This is a genomic window from Sphingobacterium sp. JUb20 (genome assembly GCF_004342035.1).
GTDB lineage: Bacteria > Bacteroidota > Bacteroidia > Sphingobacteriales > Sphingobacteriaceae > Sphingobacterium > Sphingobacterium anhuiense.
This window is the reverse complement of record NZ_SLYV01000005.1, coordinates 312,023-326,022: the sequence shown is the minus strand read 5'-3', so window position 1 is coordinate 326,022 and position 14,000 is coordinate 312,023. Positions and strand designations below refer to the sequence as shown.

Below are 14,000 nucleotides of genomic sequence, written 5' to 3'. Positions count from 1 at the left end.
CTGGCTCAGATTATTTATTGATCACATATAAAACCAGGTATTTATATTTACAAAGCTGTAAGGATATCAAAGTTTCCTTACAGCTTTTTAATTTATTATATCAGTTTAAATAAATTATAACGTTTTTGTAATAACAGCTTTCTGCTTATCTGCCTGAACTATTTTTTTATAAAAATCAACATACTCACTGTATTTTTCTGGTGGATATATTTTATCATTCATTTTCTGAGTTCGGCTGTAGATAAGAAGACCATCTTTTTTCTCAAATGTCGCCGTGTAAATACCGAAATCTGATTCGATCAGTATATCTTTTGGAATAAAGTCTATCTGATAGCCTTGTGGCAATTCGAAAACGATCTCATCTTTATCTTCATACGCATAAGGAACGGAAAAAAATGTTTTTCGATCTGCAATCTTAATAGGTACAGCTTCCCTTCTATTCATTTGATTCAGTAACAGAAAATATTTATCACCACCCTTACTTAATAATGGTTTTGATTTAAATGATAACTCCTCTACTAACTCAGGTTTAGTTTTATCTTTTTGATCACATTTATAATAACCAAATGTTTCAATAGGAATATTGCTATTTTCTAATGCTCTTTTTTTCTGTTCACTTGGTTCTAAAACTGTTTTTCGTAAATTATCTTCAAATTGAGAATTACCATATGATGTGTTGATCAATACATCAATATCATTTTCATTGTTAAATTTAATTTTTGTTTTACTCACCTGATAGTTTTGTGAGGCATTATAAGCTGGCGTCTTTACAAGTTTTCCACCAGCTTCAGTCACCAACAGTACGTTTCTATTTGAATTTCCGTAACCAATAAATCCCATCGGATAATAAGGGCTCGTGCACTCCAGAAAGGTAGTGTCCTTCCCTATCGGTACAGCTAATATCATATGATTAGCCTGCCCGATACTTGAGTATTGAGCGTTTAAACTAGGTTTGCCATTTCCAATCATCACTAAATGTGAATTAATTCCCACTTCATTCAGCATCGCTTTCATAAAATTGGACAGCCCCTTACAATCACCATAATTAACTGTAGCTACTTTCTCGGCCAATACAGGTCTAAATCCGCCAATACCCAATTGCACACTGACATAACGTGTATTCTGTTGCAGATATTGATACAGGATGCGCATCTTTTCTTCTGGAGTCCGTGCTGCTTGTGTTAAATCGCGAATCTTAATTTTAAATGCTTCAGGTAATTGATTTCCACCTTCATTAAGCTTATAAATCCATTGTCCAAAATTATTCCAGTTATCAAAATTACCGGTGGAGCCATCATATTCAAATAAGTTCGGAGAGGCTTTAACCCAGGAACTTAGATTATCAATCCCTATAGCCATCGGTTCTTTAGCTAAAGCAGGTACTTGACTACTCTCCCATTTATAACGTATTTTACCTCCAATACTGGTCGAATCAACTTTCAACCCTGTACTCGAGAGGTATTTCATTTGATAATTTTTATCTTTTTGAATACAATAACTTGATTTTTCTACGGAAACACCAAAATCTTTTAGATCGCGCCACTGGGGAAAATAAAGTAATCCTTTAAAATCTTGGCTAAAACTATATTCAATGGTATACGGATAACTAATACTTACAAATTTCAGACTCTTTAGCCTATTGTCCTCAAATATTGAAAAACCAGATATCAAGCTTTGATCTTTTATATCAGAGGATTTATATTCCTTAATCTTCTTACCGGTGGCATCATACAAAACCGCTTTTATATTATAAATAGTAGAAAACTTATCGTAAACTTCTTCCATTGCAGCAAAGTCATCACCTGCTTTGCTAAAAATGGTTGCAGTTATTTTATAATCATATTTTGCAGCATTGATGCCTTTAATATCGAGGAACTGTTCTTCATTTCTAATAACAATAGTGGCATCTTTTTTAAGCGCTTCGTGGATATTTGCCACATCCCAATTTGTCTGTGCATTAGCGTGAGAAAAAAACAGCAATGCCATTAAACCCAATGTATACTTCATTATACCTTCTTTTTAAATACAATTTTTTCTGCTTGCTTCTCTACAATAGCGGCGAAAAGTTCTTTAAGATAGAAATACTCTTCTGAACTGTACATCGACTTATTGATATGAATAGCACTTTTTATTAGAAGTGTCTGGCCATCGATTAAATATGATATCGAAAAGGAGCCGACATCTTCAGGAAGTTTAAAAATGCCGCCCTTAGGAAGTTTATCAATCTGATAATCTTCAGGAAAATTAATGACTACACGGCAATTTTCAAGTATCGGATGAGCGAAATCTACAGGAAAAAGTCTTTCCTCATGTTTCAATGGATTTTCCTTTGTTCGTTCGAAAAGTAAAGGTGTGAAATAAACCAGATCTCCAGCTTCTTCCACATTATCTTCTATCTCAACATCCATCGTTTCAATCAATCGATCATCTAGACTATCCAGATTTAAGATCTTGAAGTTATTAAGCTCTAATCCCGTTTTATTTTTTTTCAGGTTCTTGATATAATCTTCTTCATTGATGGCAGTCCTGTAGCTGTTGCGAGCACTTAAACCGGCATATCCATTGAAATAATTGGTTACACTACCTTTTAATCGGTTTTCTTTATCTAACACGAGATTATACACATGCATGCTCTCATCTCCGAAAAGCGTTTCAGTGCTGATCCACCCACCACTTTTTTCACCAACATTGATCAAGAAACCCTCATGATTTAAATTTTGATAATTCATCATTCCAAATGGCATGTCCTTAACCGTTGCATCGAGAAAGTATGATTTGCCTCCAATTTCTACCGCAGCCACAACATTATCAAATTTACTTATGATTGGGTATCCTGGATGTTTCCCATTGGAACGTGTACTAATTAACACTGGATAAACACTGTAATTCGCTTCTTTCAGAAAGTTGATCAGCACCAAATTTAAATCGGCTGAATTTCCTGTTTTTTTCTCAAAAATTGTCTTAGGATTTGTTTCCGTAGTATAAAAATTGTACTTCTCATTCCACTTAAGATTATCCTTAACATATTTAAAAATTGATTTTGCATTTGCCAAAGAATCGTTTTCAGCTTTAATGATAGATTTCAAATTATTTTTAGCGAAGCTTGTTTTCTCTATATAGCGTCCAAAATTTTCATCTTCTAGCAAAGAACTGATAATCTTTGGCCATGATCCTGTATAATCAACAAAAAACTGTCCAGGGAAATTGGTGGATCGAAGTTCAAAATCTATAGAAGGTCGATAATCATCTAGGCTTGAAATAAAAGGTTCGTCCTTCAGAGCGGGCATATTTTCTGCCACAAAGCGATCACGAATCGCAGCAGATTGAACACCGGAAACGTAACTTGCATTAACGGTTTCGTGCATAGGATGTGCAATATCATAATATCCATTTCTACTGAATTTATAATCAAAATACTCTGGAATAGTTACTGTATATTCGGACCAACGGGTCGGAATTTCACTTTGGAAACTCCATCCGCGAAGATTAAAAATGAAATCCGATTTAATCTTATACTTATATTCAATTATAGATCCTTCTTTTACATTAGGTAGTGTAAATTTTTTCTGGATAACATTCTTATTTACTTCTTCCGTAAATTTTGAATCTTTATCAATTTTGTCTGTTTTCATGACACCATCCACCATATTATAGGTAGCTGCGCTCATATTATCTAACGTTTCCTTGGACTGTGAATTACTTTTATACAATCCAATAGTATGATTTGCGTAATCATACCCATTTTTATTAATGATTTTATAACGCACGTGTCTTTCATATACATAGACAAATGATTTTGAAGCAGGACTTAATTCAAAATAACAGTTACCGATGTCAAACAATTTAATGGCTGAAGCGGCAGAGTCCGCATCTGATGGCATAATTGAAAATTCTTCAGGTTGAATTTTGCCAAACTTATATTCGATTTTTTCTTTTTTTTGTGCAGAAACCTGATAGTGACTGATGGTAAATAACATCAGAAAAACTAATAATACTTTTTTATATGGCATTTTATTTATAATTGGTCATGCAAATATAAATAATAAAACGATATTTAATAGCTATTAAATATCGTTTTAAACTTAAATTGTTTCCTGAAAATATGAATAATATAACTACATAAAATATTTATCAACCATCTATTGTTCTATTTTGAAAGATTTATATTTTGTTTTTATATTATCGTCTAATTCGACAGTTTTGAAATTAATTTATGGACACATTTTATAAAGCCATTGAGCTCGTCACGTTGCTGCAAAATAAAACTATTCTCAGATAACTTGCCAACAACCAAATCACGTTCCTCTTCACTGTTGTATACCATATTTCGAAAAGGATTCTCGTAATCTTTCGCCCTACTTGCGTAAATTTCATCAACCATCCATGTTCGATGCGAGATCGCTTCTTTCAGCCAAGCTTGCACAATTTCAACCGATATAGATTCCGATGTTACGTCTGTAATTTCGAGTAACGATGCAAATGCATGCGCCCTTTTTGTTTCTAAGTAAGATCGACTCAATTCATGATAATATTTATGGATATCTTCCCAATCATCAATCTTGCCTGATTTAATTTCACGAAGCAATTGATCAATAGCATTTTTTTCTATCAATTGCCCACCGATATTTACCCACTCTAGGCGTTGACTATTTGTCATCTCATTTTTCAACTCTTCAAAGCTATGAGTTTCTAAAAAGTCAATCATATGAATGGTTCCGTAGTATTGGATAAAACGCTTAAAAAGTGGATAAGCAGTGCCAATTTTGACCAATTCAACTTTCCTTTTCGAATGTTCAAATCCTTTTACAAGAACTGATGTAGGTATCTGATCTAGCGGTCCAGTCAATTTTGCTCTACCAGCTCGAATAATTTCTTCTTTGGTGAGTGAATTGCTCTCTTCATTTATCTGTGAACCAACTGCCAATTCAATGATGCGCAAGGAATTGAAAAGCTCATTGATCGTATCCGGAGCAAGCATATCATACTCTAAATATTGATTTTTCAATAAACGTTTATCTCTACTTGCATACTTATTTGCATTACGAACAAGCGCATACATATTATACATAAACCAATAACCAGGTATGATCATTAATTTATCGTTTTTAACATCATTGTTGACCAAAGAAAATGGAATCGGAATATCCATTTCATATGGAAAATCACCCTTTGCTAGAAGTGTATAAGATGCAAATCTTGAATTATGCTTTAAACTAACACATAGGCCTGGCCAGAAACCCCGCCCTGCAATAATTTCACCATCTGCAGCTCTAGAATTATGATTGGAACCAACTGTCGCACCTGCAGCCATATTGCTCTGCCCCATGATCGTTGCCGCGCATAAGAAAGAATTGTTATGATGCTGCTCATGTGCAGGAAAGATTAAAGAATTTAGAACTTCGCAACACGAAATAGTTGAGTTATCTCCTAAAAAAGAATTTATAAGACGAGCGCCATATTTCAATTGTGAAAAAGACGACAAAATAAACCTTACGGCTTTAACTCCGTAGAATATACGGCATCCATATCCGACAATTCCATTGACCAATTCACAACCTTCACCGATTTGTGTAAATGCTTCGGGCGAAGAATTAATGGTAAGATTTTTCAGTTTATTGATTCCTTTAATATATGCATCTGAACCAATTTGCACATTTTTTATATTCTGCGAATTTTTAATGATACAGCGATCGCCAATCATACTATAGGTGCCTCGTACTGTGGAAAATCTCTTTTCAGTCAGCTCCTTAAATCTATGCTGCAAAACAGTATCTTGCCTATTTCGTGTCCACAAATAAGCATCCGCTGCTTGCATCCCATCAAAAGGAAGAATAGAGCGTACCCCATTTTCGTTACATAGCTCCAATGCTATCCGTAGATCTTCAGCCTCCCCTTCTCGTAAAACTCCATTTCCAAATTTAGCAGTACTACTCGTCTCCATTTCGCTGATGTTACTTAATATAACATCGTTACCAATAATGAAATGAGACATATAACGGACATGGTGTATAGCCACGTAATCACCCAAATCAGAACTTACAATAGTGCAATTATAAATACCTGATTCCAGTTTAAGATTACGATATTCTAAATAGGTTGGTGCCATATGACCAATTCGAACCAACCCAAAGAAATTACTCTGTCTAATTTGATAAGGGATAAATGATTCACTTACCAAGATATTCTCCCAATTATCTGCCCTATTACCATTTTCGATAAGAATGACGATTTCTTCTACTGTCAAATTCCTATAATCTGAACGTGGATTTTGTTCAAAACGATGATGATTTTCATCTTTCCCTTTTGGTATAAATACCTGTGGAATAAAATCAAAACCTAATCGAGTGATGCTACCTTTTTTTATTTGACTCATATTTTTATTCAACAGTCACAGATTTGGCTAGATTACGAGGTTTGTCAACATCTTGATTACGTTCAACGCCCATATAATATGATAATAATTGCAATGGAATAACGGATAAAATAGGTGCTACAATTTCATCAGCATCCGGAATTTCGATATAATCTTCCGCCAACCCTTTTGATACTTCATCTCCCTCAGTAATAACCGCTATAATACGACCTTTTCTAGCCTTCACTTCCTGAATATTACTCACAATTTTCTCATGATAGCGGTCCTTGGTAGCCACAAATACTACTGGAAGATTTTCATCTACTAATGCAATAGGTCCGTGCTTCATCTCTGCTGCCGGATACCCTTCTGCATGGATATACGTAATTTCCTTTAGTTTTAAGGCTCCTTCTAATGCAATAGGGAAATTATATCCTCTACCTAAATATAGAAAATCTCTTGCGTCCTTATATTTACGAGCTATTTCTCTGATTTTTGGAAGTTGCGTATCTAAAATCGTTTGTACTTTATCTGGAACTGCACTCAGTTCTTTTAAAAGATGTGCATATTGCTGCTCGTCAATTGTTTTTTTAATATGCGCTATTTTAATTGCTATTAATTCAAGAACTGTTAACTGCGCAGTGAATGCCTTTGTACTAGCCACTCCAATCTCTGGACCAGCGTGCGTATACGCACCAGCATGCGATAATCTTGCAATAGATGATCCTACAACATTCACAACTCCCAATATAATTGCGCCTTTGCTTTTCGCATTTTCTAAGGCAACCAATGTATCAGCTGTTTCACCGCTCTGTGATATCGCCAAAATAACATCTCCTTCATTGACAATAGGGTTTCGATAACGAAATTCTGAAGCATACTCCACTTCAACATTGATACGGCAAAGCTCTTCAATTAAATACTCAGCTACTAGTCCGGCATGCCAACTTGTACCGCATGAGACGATAACTATTCGATTTGCTTTACAAATCTGCTCTGCATATTGTTCAATACCGCTCAATGTAATGGTCAGTTTATCTAAATCCAAACGTCCACGCATTGAATCAAAAATAGCTTGCGGCTGTTCTATAATTTCTTTGAGCATAAAGTGATCATAGCCTCCTTTTTCAATCGCAGCCAATTCCAGATCTAACTTTTGAACATAAGGTGTAACACGCTCATTTCCTATATTTTTTAATATTAATTCATCAGGTTTAACAATGGCCAATTCGTAATCATTGATATACACAACCTCATTGGTATATGCTAACATTGGAGATGCATCGGAACCAAGAAAATGCTCTCCTTTACCAATACCGATCACCAATGGACTTCCTTTACGTGCCGCAATGATAGTTTCAGGATGTTCCGGTTCTATCAATAAAATAACATAAGCACCAACAACCCGTTTTAAAGCAATACGTACTGCTTCCTCTAAACTACAGGCATTATTTTTCTTAATTTCAGAAATAAAATAGAGTAAAACTTCGGTATCTGTATCGCTTTTAAACTCATACCCTTTACTGATTAATTCATTTTTTATAGTTTGATAGTTTTCAATAATACCATTATGAATCATGGCAATTTGACCATCAGGTGTATAATGTGGATGAGCATTTCTGTCGGAAGGCTCACCGTGTGTAGCCCATCTGGTATGTCCAATAGCGGTATGTGAACTAACATCATGGCCAGAAACGGCAGTTTCCAAATTTGCTACTTTACCTGCTTTTTTAAAAACATTGAGCTTGTTTTCTTGAACTAATGCTATACCAGCACTATCATATCCACGATATTCTAATCTCTTAAGTCCATCAAGCACGATAGAAAATGCCTGACGCGGACCCGTGTAACCAACTATTCCACACATAATTTATTATTAACGTTATTAATTTAAACAATTGAATCAAAATTAGCATTTTTTTTAATGCAATCGATTGTTTGAAATAATTTTATCAAAATTTAACATAAATTAAATACGAACAGTAACAAAAGAAGAAAGCCTTGCAGTTTTGCAAGGCTTTCTTCTTTTAAATAAACTTATGAAAAATATTTAGTGCTTGCTGGACATTTCATCCACATAATCATCACTTGGAACATAGTCTGCAACCATTTCTGCTTCGTAATCTACCTTTTCATGATTACCCAATCTTCTTTGAATGCCATCGAAAAGCGAGTAAACAACTGGTACGATTATCAGCGTAAGAAACAACGATGACAATAAACCTCCAATAATCACAATTGCAATACCACGGTTCATGTCAGCACCGTCACCTTGCGCCATTGCAATCGGAACCATACCAATAACCATTGCGATAGTTGTCATTAAAATAGGACGTAAACGTGCATGGTTTGCCGCAATTAATGATTCATATGTAGTAAAACCGGCGTCTTTCTTATGATTTGCAAAGTCAACCAACATAATGGCATTTTTCGCAACTAAACCAATCAACATAATAATACCTAAAATAGTAAAGATATTTAAAGTCTGGTTCGTCAATGCTAATAACAAAAATGCACCAATGAAAGATAATGGGATTGAAAACAATACAATAAATGGCGTTGCAAAACTATCGTACAAGGCTACCATCACAAAATATACTAAAATAATAGAAGCTAATAATGCAATACCTAATGTACCGAAACCTTCTTGCTGATTCTCCATATTACCACCCCACTTGAACGATACACCTGGTTTAAGTTCAAGTTTCTTAAATTCAGTTTCCCATTCAGTCGCTATCGTACCAGCAGGTTTACCGACAACTTGCGCTTGTACTGAAACAGATGGTGACTTATCACGTCTCTCCAATAAAGTTGGCCCAGATCCATATTCGATATCTGCAAATTGTTCTAAGGAAATCGACTCGCCCTTCGCATTAATGAATTTTAAGTTTTTCACATTATCCATACTCGTTCTCCCAGATTGATCATAACGAATGTTGATATCATATTCTGTATCACCAGCACGGTATTTTGTATCAGTATTACCAGAAAAAGCCGTCTGCATCGTCATACCTACAGAAGCGACATTTAATCCCAGAGCATTCATCTTGTCACGATCTAATTGCACATTGATCTCCGGATTACCATCTTCTGATGTCAATTTTACTTCCGTTGCCCCTGAAATATTACGCAATAATGCGGCAGCCTTATCGGCAAATTCTAAGGCATCTTTTTGCGATGATGCAATTACAGTTAAATTTAATGGAGCCTGCTCTGCACCCATAATACCGATTGAAACCGTTTTAACTTTAGCTCCAACTAAATGCTCTTCCATCTCTCGTTTCAACTTCGCTGCATACACCTTTGTTGGAACTAATTTGTTTTGACCATCTTTCAAATAAATCTGCATTTCAGATTTATACTTCGTTCCTGAAGTACCAGCCATCATACCATCAGACGCCTGTCCCACAGTTGTGATCACTCTTTCGATCTCTGGTTTAGCCGCTAAAAATGATTCAGCTTTTTGTGTCATAAAGTTGGTTTGTTCAATCGAAGCATCTTTATTAAGTTCTAGCTGTAAATAGAATTCTCCTTTATCATTACCAGGAAAGAAATCTGTACCAATGTAACCCATCACCAATAAACTAATGGATGCGGCAAACATCACAATCGTAACGACCAGTGTAATTACCTTATTCCAGCGATTACGTAATGCCCATTCTAAAATGCCAGAAATCCAATGTGTCAATTTCTGTAATCCTGCTTCAAATTTTTCTAAAATTCTACCAAAGAAAGTCGCATTGCTAATGTGTGACAATTTTCCAAAACGTGAATACAACCAAGGTACTACGGTAAATGAAACAAGTAAAGAGATTAATGTTGCAAAAATAACCGTTACACAAAATTGACGCAAGATGTCAGATACTAAACCTGATGATAAAGCAATCGGTAAGAATACAACGACAATTACTAACGTAATGGCAGTTACGGTAAAACCAATTTCTGCAGCACCATCATACGCTGCACGAATCTTGCTTTTACCCATTTGCATGTGCCTGTGAATATTCTCAATAACAACGATCGCATCATCCACCAAAATACCAACCACTAGGGAAAGACCTAATAAAGACATTAAGTTAAGCGTATACCCCATTACATAAAGCCCGATAAAAGTTGCAATCAATGACAAAGGAATAGCCACAACAGCGATAAAGGCATCACGTAAACTATGCAAGAAAAACAACATGATAAAACCTACCAAAGCAACAGCGATCATTAAATCGTGCATTACGTTACTTGCGGCATTAATGGTGTATTCAGTCGAATCACTCGCGACATCAATTTTGATTTTTTGTTCCTTGTAATCTTTTTCTACAACCTCGATTGTCTTTTTAACAAGTTTCGATACAGCAACCGCATTGGCATCTGACTGCTTGAAAACCTGCATTAAAATGGTGTTTTTTTGGTCAATACGAGATATCTTTTCAATATCCTTGATACCATCCTGAACATCTGCAACATCACTTAAACGAATTGATACACCAGAAGGCGTAGTGATCGGAAGATTACGCATTTGGTCCAATGAAGTAAATTTACCCGATAGGCGGATTGTTGTCTGATTGTCTCTCGACTTAATGCTACCTGTTGGAAAATCTAAGTTAGAAGATGCAATTATTTTTTGTACATCACTGATCGTAAGGCCATATCCTTCTAATTTTTCAGGATTAGCACTTACTTGGATTTCGCGTTCTTCACCACCGGTCAAATCTACTTTTGCAACACCTAATATACGGGCAAAAACAGGTTGAATTTTTTGATCTAATAAGTCGTATAATTCTTTTTCAGATAAGCTTGAGGTTACTGAAAGGTTCATTATCGCCACATCATCGAGTGAAAATTTACTTAAAGAAGGGGTTTCGGCATCTTCTGGTAAATCATTGATCACAGCATTGATCTTACGTTGTGCATCTGTCAATAGAAAATTGACATCAGCACCTGTATTTAACGTAATCATGACGACCGAAACACTTTCCATAGATTTTGTTTCAATCTTTTTTACGTTCTCTAAAGATGAAACGGCATCCTCAATTACTTTAGAAACAGATGTTTCTACTTCCGAAGGAGCTGCTCCGGGATAGACGGTCTGTACAGTTATAACATTCACATCAAATTTAGGAACTAATTCGTAGCCTAAATTCAAATAAGATCCGATACCACCTAATGTCAATAATAAAAATATGACAATGATGATACTCGGTCGTTTTATAGATATTTCAGAAATTTTCATTTAAAACTTACGTTAATTATTTAATGATTTCTACAGCAGTACCATCCAATAAATTGATCTGTCCTGTCGTAATGACTTGTGCACCACTTTCAATACCTGAAATGATTTCAACCTGATCTCCAAACACACGACCCGCAGTTACTTTAGTTAATACCGCTTTTCCGTCTTTAACAACAAATACCTGATTCGAGCTTACACTACCGACAAAAGCATCTCTAGGAACAACTAATGCTTGAGCAGTCTGATCATCACCAAAATAAGCTGTTCCGTACATTCCTGCCTTTAAATCATTAGCAGCATTATTACTTATTTCCAATTCAACAGGGAAATTTAAACTTCCATCTGCTTTGGGCGCAATAAATGTGACTTTACCTTGGAAGGTTTTATTAGCTAACACTGCTGACTGAACCTTGATGTTTTGACCTAATTTGACAAATCCTATATTTTTCTCGTCTACGTTTACCTTCAATTTTAATGAAGAAACATTGACGATTTCAAACATTTCATTTCCTGGACTTACATATGAACCTGGCTCAATACTTCTCTTATTGACAATACCAGCAAATGAAGCTTTTACGTTAACATCTGAGGCCGTGATCTGTGAAGAGCGTAAATTGTTTTTTGCATTTTCCAATTGCAATTTCATCTGATCCAATTGTTGTTTCGTAACACCACCTGTTGCAAATGCACTTTCAAATCGAGCTACCTCATTTTTCGCATTATCGTAAACCGCCTGCGCATTGTTTACACTTACATTTTGCTTATCTCCAACAATAATGGCTAATGTCTGTCCTACTTTAACATAATCACCTTCATCTACAAGTACACGAGCTACACGTCCAGCAACTTCTGAAGAAAGTTTAACTTCTTGTTTAGGAACGAAAGTTCCATTTGTTACGTATACTGTATTGACATCCTTAATGCCTGCCTCAGCAATACGAACAGCAACTGCTGCATTTTTTTGCGCTACTACAGCTGTTTGAGCTTCATTCTCCTTTTTATTTTTTTTCAACACATACATAATACCTGCTAATGCAGCAATAACTATGATTCCTGTTATAAATATCTTTTTCATATATATCGGTTACTATTTGCTATTTAATAATGTATTTAATTCCCCTTTAGCCTTAATTAATTGAACTTCAGCTACTTTATAATTTAATAATGATGTACTTAAATTGTTTTGTGCATCTGCATAAGCATTCTCAGCATCTAATAAATCTGTGAGCGTTGCTAATCCATTTTTATAATTATTCTGCGTGTTATCCAAAACTTCTTTCGCTAACTGCACATTTTCGCGATTACTGTTAATTGTCAATAGACTATTTGTAATCTGCGATTTGGCATTTTCATTGGATAAACTCAATGCCAATTTGGTATCTTCCAAATCAACCTGTGCTTGTTTCAACTGAATAGTAGCTTGGTTAATTTTAGCTTTTGTTGTTCCCCCTGTAAAAATAGGAATTGAAAGGTTTAAGCCTAAACCAGAGGTAGAGTTCCAGTTAAAGTTACGCCCTCCTAAAGGAAAATTTTTACCAAAACCTGTATATCCAATATCACCTCCAAATGATAAGTTAGGATAATATGCAGCTTTCATAGCATTTCGGTTCAGTTCTAATAGTTGGTTTTGTTTTTCCAACAATAGTATCTCGGTTCTTGATGCTAAATCAGCGGCGGCTAAATCAGCTGTTGATAGGTTTATTTCAAATGTCTCATTTGGAAGTTTAACTTCTTGATCCATAGGCATACCAATAGCAAATTTTAACGCATTTTCTTTCAATTCCAATGCATTAATCAAAATTTGACGGTTTGCTTTTAAATTATTGACAGCTACACTTGTACGGTCCAAATCAATTTTTTTCCCCAAACCCGCCTGCACCAAACCCGCGATCACATCTCTTGTTTTAGTAGTGCTATTTAAATTATTATCAACGGTCTCTAGTTGTAATTGCGTCTGAAAAACATCATAATACGCATTTGCGACCTTTTCAATTAATTGCTCATCAGACAAGCTTTTATTAATGATATAGAACTCTTTTGTAGTTTTTGCAGCTTTCAAACCCGTAAATAACGATTGATTAAATAGCTGCTGATTAACAGAAAGCATGGCATTAGAATTCCACGGCTGTCCCATTTTTATAATTTGGGTTACTCCACCAGCCTCTAATGCCATTCCTGGTATTAGTACATTATATTTAAGGGATGCGGAGCCACTAATCTGCGGAAGAGCTCCCCCTCGGACTTCGTCAATTTTATACTGGGCGTTCTCTAAATCAAGTGTTGATTTTTTTGCCTCTGCTTTGTTTTCCAGCGCATACTTAAGAGCTTGATTCAATGTTAATATTTCCTGCGCATGCACGAAATTCACTGAAAACAAAGCGGCTAATAGCACTCCTACTATTTTTATCTTTTTCATTTTTA

General features: G+C 35.3%; 7 protein-coding genes. All 7 read right to left on the bottom strand.

Annotation, left to right across the window (positions count from 1 at the left end):
• Positions 1–114: 114 nt before the first annotated feature.
• Entirely contained in the window at positions 115–2,007 is a 1,893-nt protein-coding gene (locus EDF66_RS10725; RefSeq protein WP_132842535.1) for a DUF3857 domain-containing protein, read from the bottom strand.
• Positions 2,007–4,010: a DUF3857 domain-containing protein gene (locus tag EDF66_RS10720; RefSeq protein ID WP_132842533.1), complete on the bottom strand. Its 2,004-nt coding sequence runs from the start codon at positions 4,008–4,010 to the stop codon at positions 2,007–2,009. The genes EDF66_RS10725 and EDF66_RS10720 overlap by 1 nt, the downstream gene beginning before the upstream one ends.
• A gap of 176 nt (positions 4,011–4,186) precedes the next feature.
• On the bottom strand, positions 4,187–6,373 hold the full coding sequence (locus EDF66_RS10715; RefSeq protein ID WP_132842532.1) for a DUF4954 family protein: 2,187 nt from the start codon (positions 6,371–6,373) through the stop codon (positions 4,187–4,189).
• Positions 6,374–6,377: 4 nt separating this feature from the next.
• Positions 6,378–8,219, bottom strand: coding sequence for a glutamine--fructose-6-phosphate transaminase (isomerizing) (glmS, locus tag EDF66_RS10710; RefSeq protein ID WP_132842530.1), 1,842 nt, complete (start codon positions 8,217–8,219; stop codon positions 6,378–6,380).
• Positions 8,220–8,402: 183 nt separating this feature from the next.
• Positions 8,403–11,579, bottom strand: coding sequence for an efflux RND transporter permease subunit (locus EDF66_RS10705; RefSeq protein ID WP_132842528.1), 3,177 nt, complete (start codon positions 11,577–11,579; stop codon positions 8,403–8,405).
• Positions 11,580–11,595: 16 nt separating this feature from the next.
• Positions 11,596–12,654, bottom strand: a complete 1,059-nt coding sequence (locus EDF66_RS10700; RefSeq protein WP_132842526.1) for an efflux RND transporter periplasmic adaptor subunit — start codon at positions 12,652–12,654, stop codon at positions 11,596–11,598.
• Between the two features lie 12 nt (positions 12,655–12,666).
• Entirely contained in the window at positions 12,667–13,995 is a 1,329-nt protein-coding gene (locus EDF66_RS10695; protein WP_132842524.1) for a TolC family protein, read from the bottom strand.
• Positions 13,996–14,000 lie beyond the last annotated feature (5 nt).